Annotated in this window: 16 protein-coding genes; 6 read left to right on the forward strand and 10 right to left on the reverse strand. The window is 70.4% G+C overall.

Translation table 11 applies throughout. The annotated features are described in order from the left end of the window. The first annotated feature begins 5 nt into the window (after positions 1–5). A complete protein-coding gene (locus OG718_RS13025) occupies positions 6–827 on the forward strand; it encodes an ABC transporter ATP-binding protein (RefSeq protein WP_143644054.1) in 822 nt (273 codons plus the stop codon). Here OG718_RS13025 and OG718_RS13030 read toward each other — a convergent pair. The 7 genes from OG718_RS13030 to OG718_RS13060 all read right to left on the reverse strand — a co-directional run bounded on the left by OG718_RS13030 (position 799) and on the right by OG718_RS13060 (position 9,784). Then, positions 799–2,994, reverse strand: coding sequence for a discoidin domain-containing protein (locus OG718_RS13030; protein WP_328844201.1), 2,196 nt, complete (start codon positions 2,992–2,994; stop codon positions 799–801). The genes OG718_RS13025 and OG718_RS13030 overlap by 29 nt on opposite strands. Before the next feature lie 47 nt (positions 2,995–3,041). After that, the gene (locus tag OG718_RS13035; protein WP_143644056.1) at positions 3,042–4,655 is read right to left on the reverse strand and encodes a glycoside hydrolase family 13 protein; all 1,614 of its coding nucleotides are present in this window, start codon (positions 4,653–4,655) and stop codon (positions 3,042–3,044) included. A 59-nt stretch (positions 4,656–4,714) separates the two neighbouring features. Continuing rightward, positions 4,715–5,593, reverse strand: a complete 879-nt coding sequence (locus OG718_RS13040) for a carbohydrate ABC transporter permease (RefSeq protein ID WP_143644057.1) — start codon at positions 5,591–5,593, stop codon at positions 4,715–4,717. After that, positions 5,593–6,552 (reverse strand): carbohydrate ABC transporter permease, encoded by a 960-nt coding sequence (locus tag OG718_RS13045; RefSeq protein WP_328844202.1) that lies wholly within the window; start codon positions 6,550–6,552, stop codon positions 5,593–5,595. Before OG718_RS13045 ends, OG718_RS13040 begins: the two co-directional genes overlap by 1 nt. Positions 6,553–6,560: 8 nt before the next feature. Next, entirely contained in the window at positions 6,561–7,907 is a 1,347-nt protein-coding gene (locus OG718_RS13050; RefSeq protein ID WP_328844203.1) for an ABC transporter substrate-binding protein, read from the reverse strand. Positions 7,908–8,080: 173 nt separating this feature from the next. Next, positions 8,081–9,076 (reverse strand): LacI family DNA-binding transcriptional regulator, encoded by a 996-nt coding sequence (locus OG718_RS13055; RefSeq protein WP_186001537.1) that lies wholly within the window; start codon positions 9,074–9,076, stop codon positions 8,081–8,083. Between the two features lie 48 nt (positions 9,077–9,124). Then, positions 9,125–9,784 (reverse strand): MmyB family transcriptional regulator, encoded by a 660-nt coding sequence (locus OG718_RS13060; RefSeq protein WP_328844204.1) that lies wholly within the window; start codon positions 9,782–9,784, stop codon positions 9,125–9,127. A gap of 275 nt (positions 9,785–10,059) precedes the next feature. Between OG718_RS13060 and OG718_RS13065 the strand changes: the two genes are divergently transcribed. From OG718_RS13065 to OG718_RS13080, 4 genes are read left to right on the forward strand one after another with little or no spacing between them, the layout of a single operon-like run. Beyond that, entirely contained in the window at positions 10,060–10,719 is a 660-nt protein-coding gene (locus OG718_RS13065) for a helix-turn-helix domain-containing protein (protein ID WP_143644061.1), read from the forward strand. Between the two features lie 31 nt (positions 10,720–10,750). Then, positions 10,751–11,281 carry a toxin-antitoxin system, toxin component gene (locus OG718_RS13070; protein WP_328844205.1) on the forward strand — a complete coding sequence of 177 codons (531 nt, stop codon included), beginning with the start codon at positions 10,751–10,753 and terminating at the stop codon, positions 11,279–11,281. A gap of 13 nt (positions 11,282–11,294) precedes the next feature. Next, complete coding sequence (locus tag OG718_RS13075) at positions 11,295–12,500, forward strand: MAB_1171c family putative transporter (RefSeq protein WP_328844206.1); 1,206 nt, start codon at positions 11,295–11,297, stop codon at positions 12,498–12,500. Then, a complete protein-coding gene (locus OG718_RS13080; RefSeq protein WP_143644064.1) occupies positions 12,484–13,923 on the forward strand; it encodes an FAD-dependent oxidoreductase in 1,440 nt (479 codons plus the stop codon). The genes OG718_RS13075 and OG718_RS13080 overlap by 17 nt, the downstream gene beginning before the upstream one ends. A gap of 33 nt (positions 13,924–13,956) precedes the next feature. Here OG718_RS13080 and OG718_RS13085 read toward each other — a convergent pair whose 3' ends face one another. Next, positions 13,957–15,000: an alpha/beta fold hydrolase gene (locus OG718_RS13085; RefSeq protein ID WP_143644065.1), complete on the reverse strand. Its 1,044-nt coding sequence runs from the start codon at positions 14,998–15,000 to the stop codon at positions 13,957–13,959. Positions 15,001–15,241: 241 nt separating this feature from the next. Between OG718_RS13085 and OG718_RS13090 the strand changes: the two genes are divergently transcribed. Continuing rightward, positions 15,242–15,469, forward strand: coding sequence for a hypothetical protein (locus tag OG718_RS13090; RefSeq protein WP_143644066.1), 228 nt, complete (start codon positions 15,242–15,244; stop codon positions 15,467–15,469). Between the two features lie 108 nt (positions 15,470–15,577). On the opposite strand, the gene OG718_RS13095 is transcribed toward OG718_RS13090, so the two are convergent. Further along, positions 15,578–16,276, reverse strand: coding sequence for a 4'-phosphopantetheinyl transferase family protein (locus OG718_RS13095; protein ID WP_143644067.1), 699 nt, complete (start codon positions 16,274–16,276; stop codon positions 15,578–15,580). Then, the gene (locus tag OG718_RS13100) at positions 16,224–17,129 is read right to left on the reverse strand and encodes a metallophosphoesterase family protein (RefSeq protein WP_328844207.1); all 906 of its coding nucleotides are present in this window, start codon (positions 17,127–17,129) and stop codon (positions 16,224–16,226) included. The genes OG718_RS13095 and OG718_RS13100 overlap by 53 nt, the downstream gene beginning before the upstream one ends. Positions 17,130–17,227: the final 98 nt, after the last annotated feature.

Below are 17,227 nucleotides of genomic sequence, written 5' to 3' on the forward strand. Positions count from 1 at the left end.
GCTCCATGCTCGACGTACGCGGCCTCCAGAAGGTCTACGAGGGATCGGGCCGCCGCGTGGAGGCGGTACGCGACCTCACCTTCACGGTCGAGGCCGGCGAACTGGTGTGTCTCGTCGGCCCGTCGGGCTGCGGCAAGACGACACTGCTGAAGTGCGTGGGCGGACTGCTGACGCCCACAGCCGGTGACGTGCTCCTCGGAGGTGAGCGGGTGACCGGGCCGCCGCCCGGAATGGCCGTCGTCTTCCAGGAGTACGGGCGCAGTCTCTTCCCCTGGATGCGGGTCCGGGAGAACGTCGAACTCCCCCTCAAGCAGAAGAAGTTGTCGAGCACGAGGCGCCGCGAACTGGTCGCCGACGCGCTGGAGTCGGTCGGTCTCACCGACGCGGCGGGAGCGTACCCGTGGCAGCTGTCGGGCGGCATGCAGCAGCGGGTGGCGATCGCCCGCGCGCTCGCGTACGAGCCGGATGTGCTGCTCATGGACGAGCCGTTCGCGGCGGTGGACGCGCAGACCCGTGCCGAACTGGAGGACCTGGTCCGTGGGTTGTGGCGGCAGCGGGGCATCACGATCCTCTTCGTGACGCACGACATCGACGAGGCGGTGTACCTCGGCGAGCGGGTGCTGATCCTGTCCTCCTCCCCGACCGTCGTCCAGGAGCAGCTGAAGATCGATCTCCCGGTCGAGCGCGACCAGTTGCACACCCGGGTGGCACCGCGCTTCGCCGAACTGCGGACCCATGTGTACGAGCAGATCCAGGCGGCGAAGCGCGGTGCACCGGTCGACCGTGTGGTGAAGGACGTCAGTTCAGATACGCCTCCACTTCACTGAACTGCCCTGCGGGCCAGCCGGTGTTGGCGGTGACGTTGAGCCGCAGGTAGCGCGGCCTGGCACCGTCCGGCAGCGTGACGGTCACCGTGTTCCCGGTGGCCGGGTCGAACCGGTACCCCTTCGAGGCGACCAGCGTCGAGTACGTGGACCCGTCTGTGCTGCCCTGCACGGACAGCGTCTGTGTCCGCGTCTGCCAGGCCGCGAGCGGCGGCAGCTTCAGGACGAGCCTGCGGACGGACTCCGCCGAGCCGAGGTCCACCGTCCAGGCCTGCGGGAAGGCGTTGTTGGTGGACTCCCAGTACGTCTGGGCGTCGCCGTCTGCCGCCTTGCCGGGCGTGTAGACGTCGGTCGAGCCCGTCGCGGTGGCGGGCCGGCCCTTGACGAGGTTGCGGGTCGGGTCGGGGTCCGGGTTGCCCGAGCCCGGCTGCGGCCAGGTCGAGCAGTCCGACCAGGTGCTGTCCCAGCCGGAGTTGCCGCCGCCGTTGGTGAGCGTGAAGGTGCCGGACCCCGTCGGGTAGGGACAGTTGTAGACGCCGGCGGCGCCGACCCCGGTGGCCTGTACGTTGCTGAACTTCGCCGCGCCCTGTGTCTCTGCCTGGACGACGACCGTGCCCGCCTTGTTCACCGTCGCCCCGTCCACGGTGACGTTCTTGGCCGCGTACCCGCGCCCGCTGCCCGACACGAACTCGAAGGCGCTGTACGGGCTGTCGGTGATCGTCGTCCCGGTGATGTTCACCGTCGCCTCGATGGCGCTGTCGTACGAGTCGACACGCAACGCGCCCATCGGGTGCTGCCAGTTGGGGTTCATCGCGCCCGTACGGACGAGGGTGTTGCCGGAGACGGTGATGGTTCCGGCGAGCGGGTGGAAGGGGTCGAGGAACTTCTGGTTGGAGATGGCGATCCCGCTGCCGAGGGCGTTGGTGTCGGCGACCAGGTTGTTCTTGACGGTGATGTCGGTGCCGCCGTAGATCGCGATGCCGTTGGCGAGGTTCGGCTGGGAGATGGTGTTGTTCTCGAAGCTGCTGTTGGTGTCGGGCGAGTAGAGCGACCACATGGCGAGCGCGTCGTCGCCGGTGTTGCGCAGGAAGTTGTTCCGGACGCGGACCCCGCGGGCGTTGCCGTTGAGGTTGAGGCCGTCGGCGGTCATGTCGAGGAAGCGGCTGTTCTCGACGACGAGGTTGTCGTTGTTGCCGGTCAGCCAGAGGCCGACCTTGAGGTGCTGGAGCCACATGCCGGACACCGAACTGCCGGGACCCAGAGTGCCGTTGACGAAGTTGTCCGGGTTGGAGTCGACGCGCTCGGTGACCTCTCCGACGACGGCGAAGTCCTTCAGGTGCACTCCGCCCGAGGAACTGGTCTGGTCGATGAAGCGGGAGGTGCGCACGACGGAGTGCCAGCTGCCGGCACCCTGGACGGTGACGTTCGAGACCCCGTTGAGCGAGGACGTGATCCGGAAGTCGCCCGGTGGGATCCACACCACTCCGCCCTGCGCGGCGGCGATCGCGTCCCGGAAGGCCTGCGTGGAGTCGCCCTGGCCGGTGGGGTCGGCGCCCTTGTCGGTGACGGAGACCGCGCCTGCGGGCTTGGTCGCCGCGCCTGCCACCTGCTCGAAGTCGGCGACGTCGACGGTCACTTGGGTGGACACGGCCTCGAAGGCGACCTTGTCCCCCGGCTGCACGGTCTGCCCGAGCAGCAGGCGCGTGTTGTCGAAGAGGTGGTGCGTCTTGGAGCCCTGGATCCAGGGCGTGTCCACGTAGGAGTACTTGGAGGTGACGGCGAGCGACTTGGCCAGCTTCTGGCCGTTGACGTACACGGCGAGAGTGCCGGACTGGCCGTCCGGGACGCTGTAGGCGACGTTCACCGCGTTCAGGGTCCGGGGCGCGGTGAACTCGACGCGCTGCCCCGCGGCGAGCCGCACGGCCTGGCGGCCGGAGGCCTCCGAGGCGTGGGTGCCCTGGGTGTGATCGGGGCCGATCTTCGTGCCGGTGGTGGTCGCGGACTCGGCCTCGACCGAGGTGAAGGGGAGGTCCGCGCCGGCGGCCGCGGCAGCGGCGTGGGTGGTGGGGGCGGTGGCGGTCAGCATGCCCGCCGCGAGGGCGACCGCCACGGCTGCCGCCGCCGGAGTGGATGACATGAGCCTGACATGCCTGGAACGAGAGCTGTGCATGTGCTGATCCCTTCGTGGTGGGGGTACGGGGATAGCGGGATGCGGTCTCAGGAGCCGGTGCGCAGCCACACCGCCGTGTCCTGCGGGAGGCGTCCCTCCGCGGTCAAGGGGCCGCTGCTGAGCAGCAGCCGGGAGTGCGCGGGCAGCTCGGCCGGGGTGTCGGCGAGGTTCACGACGCACACCGGTCCGTCCGCCCGGGCGAAGGCGAGGACGCCGTCGGGTGCGGGCAGCCAGGTGAGGGGGCCGTCACCGAACTCCGGCCTGATCGTCAGCGCCGTCCGGTAGAGCGCGAGCATGGAGCCCGGGTCGGCGGCCTGGAGGTCGGCGGCGTACGCACGCCAGCCCGCCGGCTGCGGCAGCCACGGCTCCTCCCGCGACCCGAATCCCGCGTACGGTGCCCCCGCCACCCAGGGCAGCGGCACCCTGCACCCGTCGCGCCCCGGGTCGACGCCGCCCGACCTGGAGTGCATCGGGTCCTGGATGCGCTCGCGCGGTATCTCCGCCTCGGGCAGGCCGAGTTCCTCGCCCTGGTAGAGGTAGACGGCACCCGGCAGGGCGAGGGACAGGAGCGCGGCGGCCCGGGCCCGTCGCGTTCCGAGCACCAGGTCGGTCGGTGTGCCGAAGGCCTTGGTGGCGAAGGCGAAGGCGGTGTCCGTGCGGCCGTATCGGGTGACTGTGCGCGTCACGTCGTGGTTGCACAGCACCCAGGTCGCGGGCGCGCCCACCGGTGCGTGCTCGGCGAGGGTCTCGTCGATCGACGTGCGCAGCCGTTCGGCCTCCCAAGGGCAGGACAGGAACGCGAAGTTGAAGGCGGTGTGCAGTTCGTCGGGGCGGAGGTAGCGGGCGAAGCGTTCGGAGTCGGGGAGCCAGACCTCGCCGACGAAGATGCCGCCGTACTCGTCGGCCACCGCGCGCCAGGAGCGGTAGATGTCGTGGAGTTCGTCGCGGTCGACGAAGGGGTGCGGATCGCGGCCCTCGACGAAGTCCGGCAGGTCCGGGTCCTTGGCGAGCAGGGCCGCCGAGTCGATGCGTACGCCGGCGACGCCCCGCTCGAACCAGAAGCGCAGGACGTCCTCGTGCTCCTGGCGGACCGCCGGGTGCGCCCAGTTGAGGTCGGGCTGCTCGGGGGTGAACAGGTGGAGGTACCAGTCGCCGTCGGGCAACCGGGTCCAGACCGGTTCGGCGGAGCCCGCGAACTGGGACGGCCAGTCGTTGGGCGGGAGTTCACCGTGCTCGCCGCGCCCCGGGCGGAAGTGGAAGAGCTCGCGCTCGGGGCTGCCGGGGCCTGCCGCGAGCGCCGCCCGGAACCACGGGTGCCGGTCGGAGACGTGGTTGGGGACGATGTCGACGAGGGTGCGGATGCCCGACTCCCGTGCCTCGGCGATGAGTTTCTCCGCCTCCGCGAGGGTGCCGAAGGCAGGGTCGACGGCCCGGTAGTCGGCGACGTCGTAGCCTCCGTCGGCCATCGGGGACGGGTACCAGGGGTTGAACCACAGGGCGTCCACACCGAGTTCGGCGAGGTGGGGCAGCTTGGCACGGACGCCGGCGAGATCTCCGGTTCCGTCGCCGTCGCCGTCCGCGAAGCTGCGTACGTACACCTGGTAGATGACGGCGCTGCGCCACCACTGGTCGTCGGTGCGGGCAGGGGAAGGCTGTCCCACGGTGCCTGCCTTTCGTCTGTTCGGCGTGGAGTCTGCGGAGTCTTCTGCGGAGGGGGGCGTCAGCCCTTGGTGCTGCCCGCGCTGATCCCGGCGATGATGTGCCGCTGGAACACCAGGAACATCGCGACCATCGGGAGGCTGGCGATCACCATCGCCGCGATGAGCACGGTCAGCGGGATGTTCTGGGACAGCTGGACGAGCGCCACGCTGATGGGCTGTTTGTCGGTGTCGGAGAAGACCATCAACGGCCAGAGGAAGTCCTGCCAGACGGCGACGAGCGCGAAGATCGAGACGACTCCCAGGACCGGCCGGGACATCGGGAGCACGATCGACCAGAGCGTACGCAGCCGTCCCGCGCCGTCGATCTCGGCGGCCTCCAGCACGTCGCGCGGAAGCTGGTCGAAGAACCGTTTGAGGAGATAGAGGTTGAAGGCGTTGGCCACGGCGGGCAGCCAGATGCCGAGCGGGTCGTTGAGCAGGCTGGTGTGGATCAGCGGCAGGTCGGCGACGGTCAGGTACTTCGGTACGACCAGGGCCTGCGCCGGGACCATCAGGGTGGCGAGGATGCCGCCGAGGATCACCTTGCCGAAGGCCGGCCTCAGCCTGGACAGGGCGTACGCGGCGGCCGTGCAGAACACGAGTTGCAGGATCCAGGCTCCCGTGGCCTGAACCACCGTGTTCCACAGGTGCGTCGGCAGGTCCATCAGGTCCCAGGCGTCGGTGTAGCCGCTGACGTGCCACTGGTCCGGGACGAGGGTCGGCGGGGTGCGGGTCACCTCGTCCGGCGACTTCATGGCGCCGGTGGTCATCCAGTAGACCGGGAAGAGGAAGGCGAGCGTGAAGAGGAGGACCACTCCGGTGAAGACGGTCCAGTAGACGGCCCTGCCGCGAGGCCGGGCGAGTGTGAGTGGCGAGACCAGGGTGCGGGTGGTGCTCATCAGGCCTCCTCTCCGGAGCGGGTGAGCCGCAGGTACACCGCCGAGAAGGCGCTGAGCAGGAGGAGGAGCATGACGCTGAGGGCGCAGGCTCCGCCGAAGTCGTTGTAGAGGAACGCGTACTTGTAGATGAGGTAGAGGACGGTCACCGTGGCGTTCTCCGGGCCGCCGCCCGTGATCACGAACGGCTCGGTGAACACCTGCATGGTGGCGATGATCTGAAGGAGCATCAGCATGAGGATGACGAACCGGGTCTGAGGGATCGTCACATGGCGGATGCGCTGCCAGATGGTCGCGCCGTCCAGTTCGGCCGCCTCGTACAGCTCGCCGGGGATGCTCTGGAGCGCGGCCAGGTAGATGAGGACCGTGCCGCCGAGATTCGCCCAAGTGGCCACGAGCACAAGGGAGACGAGGGCGGTGTCGGCGCCGTTGGACCAGTTCGAGGTGGGCAGGTTCAGAAAGCGCAGCGCCTCGTTGGCGAGGCCGGCGCCGGGATCGTAGAACCACTTCCAGAGCAGGGCGCTGACCACCGGCGGGATCATCACCGGGAGGTACACGACGACTCTGAAGAAGGCTTTCGCGTGCCGGAGTTCGTTGAGCACGAGGGCGAGCGCGAAGGGCACGGCGAAGCCGATGAGCAGGGCGAGCAGGGTGAAGGTCAGGGTGTTGCGCCAGGCCGCGGCGAACTCCGGGTCCTGGAGGACGCGGGTGAAGTTGGAGGTGCCGACCCACTCCGGTTCCGCGCCCGGGGTGTACTTCTGGAAGGCGATCACGACCGCGCGGATCGCCGGGTACCAGGAGAAGAGGGCGAAGCAGAGCAGTCCGCCGAGGAGGAACGCGTACGCACTGGACTGGTCGGCGAGGCGGCGGCGCAACGGACGCCCGCCGGGGCCGGGTTGCGGCGCCTCCACCGGCCGTACAGCCGTCGGTGGGGGCGCCGCGGGCTTGGACGCTGTCTTCATGGCGGGTGTCAGCCTCGCGCGAGGATGGCGTCGATCTTTCCGGAGGCGTCGCTCAGCAGTTTGTCGACGTCGGCGTCCTTCTTGGTGAGGACCGCGGAGACGGCGCTGTCGAGGACGGAGTAGATCTGCTGGGCCTGGGGCGGCTCGATCTTCATCTCCAGGCTCTGGTTGCCGTCGAGGAAGGACTGGTAGTTCTCCACCGGGACGTTGGCGTTGGCCTTCTTGACCTGCTGGTCCTTGGCGTCGGCGGCGCCGCTGAACAGCCGGGGTTCGGGCAGGCCCACCGGGGCGTCGTTCTTCTTGGCGCGGGCGTAGTCGCCGAGGAAGCCGTCACCGGGCGTGAGGAACATGTGGTCGAGCCACTTGAGGCCGGCCTTGATCTGCTCGGGCGTGGCCTTCTTGTTGAACATGTAGCCGTCGCCGCCGATGAGCGTGCCCTTGCCGCCCGGCATGGGAGCGAGGGCGAGGTCCTTGTAGTTGCCGCCCTTCTCCTTCACCAGGATCGGGATGTTGTCCGGCGCCGAGAGGTACATGCCGAGCTTCCCGGAACCCATCATCTGCTGGACGTCGTTGATGACGAGCAGCTGCTTGCTGCCCATGGAGTTGTCGGCCCAGCGCATGTCCTTGAGGTTCTGCAGGACGGCCCTGCCCTCGGGGGTGTCGATGCCGGCCTTCTTGCCGTCCTCGCTGACGACGTCGCCGCCCTGCGAGTAGAGCTCGGCGGTGAAGTGCCAGCCGCCCTGGTTCTGCGCGCTGTAGTCGGCGTATCCGACGGTGCCCTTGCCGAGCGCGGCTATCTTCTTGGCTGCGGCGCGCAACTCCGCCCAGGTGGCCGGGGGTTGGTCGGGGTCGAGACCCGCCTCCTCGAAGAGCTTCTTGTTGTAGATCAGGCCCATGGAGTAGCCGGTGCGCGGGATGCCGTAGATCTTGCCGTCGACGGTGTAGATGTCGCGCAGTTGCTGCTGGATGGTGTCGTAGCTCTTGAGGTCCTTGACGTAACTCGTGATGTCGGCCGCCTGGTTGACGTCGACGACGTGCTTGGCGTCGGTGAAGTACGTGTAGAAGACGTCCTCCATCTGGCCGCCGGCGAGCTTGGCGTCGAAGGTCTTCGGGTCCTGGCAGGGGAACGCGTCGTGCGGGACGACGTCGATGTCCGGGTTCTGCTTCTCGAACGCCTTGATGTCGGCCTCGAAGAACGACCGGTCGACCTTGGCGCTCTTCGGCGGCATGCAGTTGACGGTGATGCGGGTCTTGCCGCCGGCGGTGTCGTCGTCATCGGATCCGCCGCAGGCGCTGAGCGCCAGCGAGCAGCTGATGAGGGTGATGCAGGTACGACGGAACCCGGTGCTTCTCATCGGTGGACCCCTCTGGGCAGGAGCGTGGAAGGCCCACGGCAGCCCGTCGGGAGCGCGCGCCGCCGTGTCTGGCGTCGCACACTCAAGCACCGGCGACATCTGATCGCAAGATGTCTCGCAGAGTCTGTAATTATTTGACAGTCAAATGGATCTCGGCGGCAACTGCGGAGACTTCAGGGGCGGGGGGCCTGCGCGGTAGATCCCCGGACCACCAGCTCGGGCTCGAACAGCAGCTCCTCGGTCGGCACGCTGCTGCCCCCGATCTGCGCGTTCAGCAGCTCCACCGCCGCCCTCCCCATGGCCTCGATGGGCTGGCGGACCGTGGTCAGCGGGGGCTCGGTGCAGTTCATGAACGCCGAGTCGTCGTAGCCCACGACGGAGACCTGCGACGGCACGGCAAGTCCCTTGCGGCGCGCGGCCCTCACGGCGCCGAGGGCGAGCGGGTCGCTGGCGCAGATGAAGCCGGTGACGCCCCGGTCGAGAAGCCGGGTGGCGGCTGCCTGGCCGCCTTCGAGGGAGAAGATCGCCCGGGCGACGTGCTCGTCCGGGAGGTCACCCAGGGCGCGCGCCGCGGCGAGCTTGCGGCTCGAAGGGACGTGGTCGCCGGGGCCGAGCACGAGCCCGATGCGCTCGTGCCCGAGCGAGGTCAGATGCCGCCAGGCCTGCTCCACCGCCACTCCGTCGTCGCAGGAGACGCCCGGGAAGCCCAGGTGGTCGATGGCCGCGTTCACCAGGACCACCGGGATGTTGCGGTCCGCGAGCCGCCGGTAGTGCTCATGCGGCGCGTCGGCCTGCGCGTAGAGACCGCCCGCGAACACCACACCGGAGACCTGCTGTTGGAGCAGCAGGTCCACGTAGTCCGCCTCGGAGACGCCGCCCTTGGTCTGGGTGCACAGCACGGGCGTGAGACCGGACTGGGCGAGCGCGCCGCCGATCACCTCGGCGAACGCCGGGAAGATCGGGTTCTGCAGCTCGGGCAGGACGAGACCCACCAACCGGGCGCGTTCGCCGCGCAGTTGCGTGGGCCGCTCGTAGCCGAGGACGTCGAGTGCGGAGAGCACCGCCTGCCGGGTGGTGTCGGAGACTCCGGGCTTGCCGTTGAGCACCCGGCTGACCGTGGCCTCGCTGACCCCGACCTTCTTCGCCACCTGAGCAAGTCGTCGCGTCATGCGCGCAAGAATAGCGCAAGAAATGCAAACGGCTTGCGCAAGGGAGGACTACGCCTCCGCGGTGGGCACCACGCTCAGATGACTCGACGCGCGTCGCGTCCGCCGCGCGACAGGCGAGCGGCGGGCCTCGCGCATGACCAGCGTCAGTCGCGTATAGCCCATGCCCTGAAGGGTCTTGGTGGTCTCCCCGACGATGCGGCAGTCCGTACGGCCCCAGCGCGGGTCGGGATGTACCAGTGGCCGCACCGCCCCGTCGTGCTCCACGGCGTCCGGGCCGACCGAGCGGATCCAGTGCGGCAGGCCGTGCCGGTAGGCGGCGTCCATGATCGGGTCCTGGGCGATGTCCCGGAGGATCGACTGGAGTCCGTGGTCGTGGCCGTGCCGCTCGACGGCGGCGGCGAAGTGCGCCAGCATCGGCAGGCACCACCTCGACTCGTGTTCACCGAGGACCGTGCCCGCATCAGGATGGAACAGGACGAACCGGAGGAAGTTGTCCCCCGGCATGGCGGTGGGATGCGGGCCCACACCGCGGAAAAGTGTCTCGAACGCACCGTTCGCCAGGACGACGTCCCAGCGGTGGTCGACGACGACGGAGGGAAAGGTGACGGCCTCCAGAAGCGCGGCATAGTCCTGGAGATACGCCTGGGCCTCACGACTCTCGGGGGCTGGTCGCGGCTGCGGCCGGGACCCTCCTGCCTGGTATGCCATCGGGAGGTCCACCCCTCTTGCCTATGCGGCCCTGACGCGGCGTCGTGATCCTGCTACCCCTGGCCGAGCGGTGTCAACTATCGTGGCATTTGACGCCCGTTGACGGCCGAATCCCGCCACAGTTGTGGCGAGACCTGGATGTGAGTTCGACCAAAGGGCTACTCTCCGGTCTTCGGGCGGTTCACGCCGCACTTCCGGAATTCCCACAGGGGCTTCACGTCCGAGGGATCCGGTTCCACCAGAGCGGTCGACTGAGACGTAGGAGAGAAGTGTCGGTGACGGATGGCTTCGAGGTTCCGGGCGCCACGGCGACGGGTCTGCTGCCGGCCGTCGTGGCCCGAGTCACCGGGCTGGCCGACCGGCTCGGCGCGCCGCACGACGAGGTGTTCGACGTCCGGCGGCTGTCCGCGGCCTCCGGAGTCCCCGAGGTCGTGGTCAGATCCCTGCTCAACGGGCGGCCCGCGGGCGAACCCGATCTCCAGGCCCGCTTCCTGCAGCGCCTCGACCTGCTGCGCCGCACCCGGCTGAAGCCGGGCGGCCGCCGCTACACCCAGCAGGAGATCGCCGACGGCGCCGGTATGTCGCGCCAGCAGGCGGGCGCCCTCATCAACGGCGACCGGCGTCCCACGATGGAGCACTGCGACGCCATCCAGCGATTCTTCCGGGTGCACGCCGGATTCCTCACCGCGGAGGACCCCGAGGCGCTCGCGGGCGCCCTCCAGCACACCGAGCAGGAGCTGCTCCAGCGGCTCGCGGACCGGCAGCGCGAGGCGGCCCTGGCGGCCGCCGACGATCCGCTGGAGCGGCTGCTGCAGGACCACGGGGTCCGCGGCATCGCCTGGCGGGCCGCACAGCTGCCCACCGACCAGCACCGGGACAAGGTCGCCGAGTGGCTGGACATGCTCTTGGAGAGCGTCAAGCGGCCCGAGTCGTGATCCGGGGGATTCTGTGGGCATAGGAAAGGACATGCGCCGCCTGTGCGGCGAGTTGGTCGACGAGCTCTCACTGCCGGCACCGGCGGAGCCCGCCGATCTGTATGCCGCGCTGTGCGACGCCATGAGCAGACGGCGCGGCCGCCCGGTGCAGTTCCGTACGGCCGCGTTCCCGCCGTGCACCGCCAGCGGGCTCTGGCTCGACATGGCGGACCAGGACCTCGTGGTCGTCGAGGAACGCACCGCGCCCGACCACCAGTTGGTGATCCTCGGTCATGAGCTGTGGCACATGAACGCCGGGCACTGCAGCCACCACGTGGAGGGGGCGGCCGTCGCCGCCCGCATGCTGTCGGACGACGCCGACCTGCAGGCGACCGTCCTGAGGGTGGCGGCCCGCACCCGGTCCGACCTGGCCGACGAGAAGGACGCCGAGAGTTTCGGGCTGTTGCTGGCGAGCAAGTGCCGCGGCTGGCTGGCCGGTTCGGCGATACGCGGCCCGGTGCGCCGCGACGGTCTCGCCGGCCGCATCGAGGCGTCGTTGGGTTACCGCGGGCCACGGGGCTGAAGCCGCCGACGCCATGGACGACTCCAGCTACTACATACCCGCCGCCGCCATGGCGGTCGCGTTCGCCGTCAAGGCTCCCGCACTGCTGCGCTCCTGGCGCGATCCGCTGCTGCGCGCCGTGTGCGCTCTGCTCGCCCTCGCGGGCCTGGTGTTCTTCTTCGCCGCCCCGCCGACGATCGCCGAGGTCAACCGCATCACCGGGATCCCGAACATCTCGGCCCCGCTCGTCTACGCGCTGCTGAGCGCGTTCAGCGCCGCCTGCCTCGTACTGATCATCAACTGGCGCGGCGGTCCGCCCGAGGTGACACGGCGGGCGTCCCGCCGCTGGATCGCCGGGTACGGCCTGGTGGCCGTCGCCCTGATCACACTGTTCGTGCTCGGGGACGCGCCGGTCGAGCGGCTGCGGGACCTCGACACGTACTACGCGACAACACCTTTCATCCGCGAGATGATCGTGCTCTATCTCGCGTCGCTCACGGTCGCGGGTGTCGCGATGAACGTCATGTGCTGGCGCTGGGCACTTCAGGTGCACGGCTGGCTGCGGGTCGGGCTGCTGATCATCGCGCTCGGCTTTCTGCTCAACATCCCCTACGCGGCCACCAAGTTCACCGCGGTGGTCGCCCGCTGGAACGGCGGGAACCTGGACGACCTGAGCACCTACGTGGCCCCCGTGCTGGCCTCCGCGGGCGCGCAGATCAGCGCGGTCGGTTTCTGCGTCCCGCTGGCCTGCCAGCGCATCGGGGACACCTGGAGCACCTGGTCCACGTACCGTCGACTCGGGCCGCTCTGGCGGGAGTTGAAGTCGGCCTCGGGATACGAGGAGCGTGCCGTGCGCATCGCCTGGTGGTCCCCCGCCGAACTCCAGGTCACCCAGCGGGAGTCCGACATCCACGACGGCATCCTCGGTCTGCACCCCTACTTCGACTCCGAGGTGCGTTCGCATGCCTACGACGCGGCCGTTGCGGCGGGCTCCGACCCCGTCGGGGCCCAGGCGGAGGCCGACGCGGCGATGGTGACCGCGGCGGTGCGGGCCAGGGCCGCCGACCCGGAGGGCAGGGTCATCAGCTCGGCGACGACCGCCGCGCCCTACGCGGCCACCGAGGCCCCCCGCGATCTCGTACGGATTTCCATGGCCCTGCGTCGGTCGGCCGTCGTCACGGCCGCCCGAGAGCAGGCCACGACCAGGTCGGAGAGCGACTCCCATGAACGAACCCGCTAGCACCCGTCCGGGTGGAGCGCAAAGACGTGCTGTCGTCATCGGCGGAGGCATGGCCGGAATGCTTGCCGCCGCCGCGCTGCGCGCGCACGCCGACGTCACCCTCGTCGAGCGTGACGCCCTGCCCGACGGGCCCGAGCCGCGCAAGGGGCTTCCGCAGGCCCGCCACGCCCATCTCCTGTGGTCCGGCGGCGTCCGTGCGATGGAGGAGCTGCTGCCAGGGGTGACCGACGCCTGGCTCGCAGCCGGCGCCCGGCGGATCCCGCTCCCGACCGGTCTGGTGTCCCTGCAGCCGCACGGCTGGCTCCGGCGCTGGCCCGAGATGCAGTTCATGATCGCCTGCAGCCGTGATCTTCTCGACTCGGTCCTCCGGGCCCGGATCTCCGAGAGCCCGCGGATCACCGTCATGGAACGCACCGAGCTGCTGGGACTGCAAGGTGACGCCTCCGGGGTGACGGGCGTGCGCGTCCGCACCAGCGGGGGCGAGGAGCGCGTGCTCGAAGCCGATCTCGTGGTGGATGCCTCGGGGCGTGGATCGCGGGCCACCTCCTGGCTGGACTCGCTGGGCGTGCCGGAGGCTCCGATGGAGGAGGTCGACTCCGGACTCGCGTACGCCAGCCGGATCTTCCGCGCGCCGGAGGGCACGGAGGAGTACCCCGTGGTCAATGTGCAGCCGGACGCGGCTCAGCCGGTGCCCGGGCGGAGCGCGACCATCGTGCCCATCGAGGGCGGGCGCTGGCTGGTGACGCTGTCGGGCACGCGCGGCGGTCAGCCGACGGGATCCGCCGAGGAGTTCGAGACGTTCGCGCGCGACGACGTCAGGCATCCCCTCGTGGGCGAGCTGATCGCCCGCGCCGAGCCGTTGACGGACGTCGTGGTCACCCGCAGCACGGTCAACAGGCGGCGCTTCTTCGAGAAGGTGAAGGACTGGCCCGAGGGATTCGTCGTGCTCGGGGACGCGGTCGCCACGTACAACCCGATCTACGGGCACGGCATGTCGGTGGCCGCGCAGGGCGCGGTGGCGCTGCGTGAGCATGTTGCCGAGTACGGGTTCGCGGCGCCGAGGCTCGCGAGACGGGTGCAGCGCGCCGTGGCGCGTCCGGTGGCGACGGCCTGGGAGCTGGCCACGAGCACGGACATCCGGTACCCCGGTGCGATCGGCAAGGAGCCCGGAGGGACGCAGAAACTGCTCGGGCGCTACGTGAACCGCCTGATGCTGACAGCGTCCGGACGTCCGCTGGTAGCGAAGGAGTTCCTCGGCGTGGTGACACTGTCCGCGCCCATCACCGCCCTGTTCAAGCCCGAGATCGTTCTCGCGGTGCTGCGCGGGCCGCGCCGGTCCCCGCTGACCGAGCCACCGCTGACGAACGAGGAACGGGACGCGGTCCTCGGCGCACCCGAGCCGTCGGGGGCACGGGAGGGCTGACGGCGCCACCCCGAGGCGCGGCCCGCGCGGCGGTCACGTCGCGCTGCGTTCGCTCGCCTCCCTCAAGTCCCGCTCGACCGCGAGGCTGCGGGCGGTGTCCGGCCGGCCCGCGGCGGTTCCCGGGCTGCCGGCGCGCAGGAGGTCGCTCCAGCGTTCACGGCTCCAGTCGGCGGGGCTGGTCGTGCCGGTGAACTCCTCCACGAGGGAGAGGAAGCGGGCCGGGTCGGTGTGGAAGGGGAAGTGCCCGGCGCCCTCGAAGATCTCCAGGCGGCTGCCGGGCATCGCCTCGTGCGCCCCGTACGCGTGCCGCACCGGGACCACGCTGTCGCGGTCGCCCCACATCAGCATCGTCGGCATGCCCTGGGTGAGGTAGCAGCGGTCGAGCATCGTGACGACCTGGCCGCGCCAGTCGACCACCGCCCGCAGCGTACGGATGAACGCGCTGCGCGAGGTCGCGTCGGGCAGGGCGTCCACGAGGGTCAGCAACTCCGGCGCGTCCTGGCCCAGGTCGGTGTCCAGGAGCCTCATCAGATGGGTGACCAGCCCCACTTGGATACGCATCCCCGGCAGCCTCAGTGCCGCCAGGGCCAGGTCGGCGCCGGGCAGCGAGACCGCCCGCAGGACCGGGTTCACCTCGCGGCCCACGCCGCCGGCGCTGACCAGGATCAGCCGCTCGGTGCGCTCGGGGAACTGGTATGCGAACTGCATCGCGACGCCGCCGCCGAGCGAGTGCCCGATCAGCGTGGCCTGCTCGATGCCGAGGGTGGAGAGCAGATCGCGCAGCCCGTTGGCGTACGCGGCCACCGAGTAGTCGGCCCGGGGCTTGTCCGAGGCGCCGTGGCCGAGCAGGTCGGGGGCGATCACCGTGTGGGTGCGGGCGAGGTCGGGGATGACCTCGGCCCAGGTCGCCGAGGAGTCGCCGATGCCGTGGATCAGGACGAGTGCCGGGCCCTCGCCGGCCATGCGGTAGGCGCGGCGGTAGCCATGCACCACGCGGTGGTGCAACCGCAGCTCTCCGTCGCCCACCGGGCGCAGCCGCGCGGTGGTCCTCGGGTGCTGTCGCGGGACGTCGACCACGGGCTCGCCTCCCCTCACCGGGCCGCCGGGAGTACGGCTCCAGGCCCTGTCTTCCAGCGTAGGGCCCTTGTCCGACAAGGGATTTCCGTGATGTTTCCCCTCCGCTAACCGGGCGAACCGACGCGTACCGAAAGGGCATTGTCAGTGGCGGACGGCAAGCTGGACCCAGCGCCACCGCTGTGCGGCGGTGCGTGAACCGCCAGAAGCGCTGCAGCCGAGCCGAACCGGGGAGAGCCGTCCGATGCCGACCGCCGTACTGACCGATCACGAACGCACCGCCGTGCAGGCCTATCTGCGCCTGTTGCAGACGGTACGGGCCGCCATGGACGGCCCTCCCGGCACGGGCCGACCACCCGTCGTGCCGCCCTCCGCCCTCGCGGAGGCGGAGCGCGCACTGGCCGCGGCGGGGCTCACGGGCAACGAGGAGGCCTTCTTCCGCCTGCTGCACACCTGGTGCCCGGAGGTGTGATGAGCCACCGTCAGCCCTTCGACGGAGGCGCGACAAGCGGGACGAGTCCGCGGTCCGCGGCCGTCGCGGCGGGCCCGGCCCGCTGCCGGCCGCCGTCCGAGTGCGCGCTCAGTCCTGCGCGTGCGGCACGGTCACCGAGGTCGCCACGAGTCCCCGGCGTACGGTCCAGCGCCCGTCGAAGTGTCCGATGCGACGGCCGTCGACCACCGGCCCGGGCACGAGGAGCCGGGCACGGAAGCCACCTGACGTGGTGTGTCCGGGATCCATGAGGACGTCGATGTCCGCCTCGGTGAAGTCGAGCCACTTCCCGGTGAGGGGGAACCACGCCTTGTAGACCGACTCCTTGGCGCTGAACAGGAGCCGGTCCCAGTGGACGCCGGGGTGCTGCCCGGCGAGGCCGCGCAGCCGCCGGTCCTCGTCGGGCAGCGCCACGGACGCAAGCACGTTGTCCGGGAGCGGCAGATGGGGCTCCGCGTCGATGCCGAGCGAGGCCAGGTCGGTGGCGCGGGCCAGCGCCGCGGCGGCATAGCCCTCGCAGTGCGTCATGCTGCCGATCAGCCCGGCGGGCCACTGCGGGGCTCCCCGCTCACCGGGCAGCACGGCCTGCGGGGGCACACCGAGCTTCTCCATGGCGTGCCGGGCACAGCCGCGTACGACGGTGAACTCGCGGCGCCGCTTCTCGACGGCGCGTGCGATCAGCGCCTGTTCCTCGGGATAGAGCTCGGGGTACGGCGTCGTGCCGCCGGGCCGCTCGTCACCGTGCGCCTCCACGGCCACGACCGACTCCGGGAGCAGCTCCTCGATCACCGGGTCCGACCTCCATCGGCAGAATGCGGCGCAGCTTGCCCGGCGGTTCCGAGCGCTTGCGCCACTCGCGGGGGTAACCCACCGACACCTCTTCGAAGCGGACGCCGTCGAGCCAGGTGGTGCGGGGAATGTGCAGGTGCCCGTAGACCATGGCCGCGACGCGGTACGTGCGGTGCCAGTCCGCGGTGAGCCGGGTGCCGCACCACATGGCGAACTCCGGGTACCAGAGGACCTCTGTCGGGTGGCGGTCGAGCGGGTAGTGGTTGACCAGGACCGTCGGCAGGCCGACGGGGATCTCCGCGAGCCTGCGCTCGGTCTCCTCCACCCGGGCCCGGCACCAGGCCTCACGGCTCGGGTACGGGTCGGGGTGCAGGAAGTGCTCGTCCGTGCAGACGACGCCGGTCCCGTGCGCGTACGTGAGCCCCTCTTCCTTGGTCGCGCTGCCCGCGGGCAGGAACGAGTAGTCGTAGAGGAGGAAGAGCGGCGCGACGGCGACCGGTCCGCCTGGGCCCTCCCACACGGGGTACGGGTCTTCCGGGGTCGTCACTCCCAGCTCGCGGCAGACCTCCACGAGGTGCTCGTAGCGGGCCACGCCTCGCAGGGTGACGGTGTCCTTGGGGTGGGTCCACAGCTCGTGGTTGCCGGGTGCCCAGATGACCTTGCGGAAGCGGCCGGCGAGCGTTTCGAGGGCCCAGCGGATGTCGGCCACCGTCTCCGCGACGTCGCCGGCCACCAGGAGCCAGTCGTCGTCGGTCTCGGGGCGCATCTGCTCGACGAGGGCGCGGTTCTCGGCGTATCCGATGTGCAGGTCGCTGATGGCCAGCAGCCGGCCCGGACGGTCAGCCGTCGTCACCCTCGCCCCCTCCGTGGACCGGAGACGCCCCTCGGCGTGCCCGGATGGGAACACAAGAACACATGCCGCCTCCACGGTACAAGAGCGGCTTCGGGGCG

Origin of the sequence: Streptomyces sp. NBC_00258, from assembly GCF_036182465.1 — a bacterium.
In the GTDB taxonomy this organism is placed as follows: domain Bacteria; phylum Actinomycetota; class Actinomycetes; order Streptomycetales; family Streptomycetaceae; genus Streptomyces.

What these genes read in the sequence shown, in the direction of transcription:
- OG718_RS13025 (WP_143644054.1), top strand. Translation starts at nt 6, where the DNA reads ATGCTCGACGTACGCGGCCTCCAGAAGGTCTACGAGGGATCGGGCCGC.
- OG718_RS13030 (WP_328844201.1), bottom strand. Translation starts at nt 2,994, where the DNA reads ATGCACAGCTCTCGTTCCAGGCATGTCAGGCTCATGTCATCCACTCCG.
- OG718_RS13040 (WP_143644057.1), bottom strand. Translation starts at nt 5,593, where the DNA reads ATGAGCACCACCCGCACCCTGGTCTCGCCACTCACACTCGCCCGGCCT.
- OG718_RS13045 (WP_328844202.1), bottom strand. Translation starts at nt 6,552, where the DNA reads ATGAAGACAGCGTCCAAGCCCGCGGCGCCCCCACCGACGGCTGTACGG.
- OG718_RS13050 (WP_328844203.1), bottom strand. Translation starts at nt 7,907, where the DNA reads ATGAGAAGCACCGGGTTCCGTCGTACCTGCATCACCCTCATCAGCTGC.
- OG718_RS13055 (WP_186001537.1), bottom strand. Translation starts at nt 9,076, where the DNA reads ATGACGCGACGACTTGCTCAGGTGGCGAAGAAGGTCGGGGTCAGCGAG.
- OG718_RS13060 (WP_328844204.1), bottom strand. Translation starts at nt 9,784, where the DNA reads ATGGCATACCAGGCAGGAGGGTCCCGGCCGCAGCCGCGACCAGCCCCC.
- OG718_RS13070 (WP_328844205.1), top strand. Translation starts at nt 10,751, where the DNA reads ATGCGCCGCCTGTGCGGCGAGTTGGTCGACGAGCTCTCACTGCCGGCA.
- OG718_RS13075 (WP_328844206.1), top strand. Translation starts at nt 11,295, where the DNA reads ATGGACGACTCCAGCTACTACATACCCGCCGCCGCCATGGCGGTCGCG.
- OG718_RS13080 (WP_143644064.1), top strand. Translation starts at nt 12,484, where the DNA reads ATGAACGAACCCGCTAGCACCCGTCCGGGTGGAGCGCAAAGACGTGCT.
- OG718_RS13090 (WP_143644066.1), top strand. Translation starts at nt 15,242, where the DNA reads ATGCCGACCGCCGTACTGACCGATCACGAACGCACCGCCGTGCAGGCC.